The organism is Listeria sp. MAN/IMW/UF555 (assembly GCF_058684075.1).
On record NZ_JBZWZS010000016.1, the window covers coordinates 1 to 435 of the forward strand.

Below are 435 nucleotides of genomic sequence, written 5' to 3' on the forward strand. Positions count from 1 at the left end.
CCGCCCCCGCCACCCCCACCGCACCCCCCCCCCCACCCCCCTCCCCCACCGCCTCCCCAACCGCATCCGCATCCGCCTCGGCATCCGCATCAGCATCGGCATCCGCATCAGCGTCGGCATCCGCATCAGCGTCGGCATCCGCATCAGCGTCAGCATCCGCATCGGCATCAGCGTCGGCATCAGCGTCGGCATCCGCATCAGCATCGGCGTCAGCATCAGCATCCGCATCAGCATCCGCATCAGCGTCGGCATCCGCATCAGCGTCGGCATCCGCATCAGCGTCAGCATCCGCATCGGCATCAGCGTCGGCATCAGCGTCGGCATCCGCATCAGCATCGGCGTCAGCATCAGCATCAGCATCAGCATCCGCATCAGCATCAGCATCAGCCACAGCCACCGCAGCAGCATCAGCGTCACCAACCGCAACACCAACAG

The 435-nt window shown here is 66.2% G+C and carries 1 protein-coding gene; it reads left to right on the forward strand.

Annotated features, from left to right (window positions below; translation table 11 throughout):
- Positions 1-435 (forward strand): hypothetical protein (locus AC4PG8_RS13920; protein ID WP_492170471.1); only part of this gene is annotated, 435 nt, incomplete at both ends.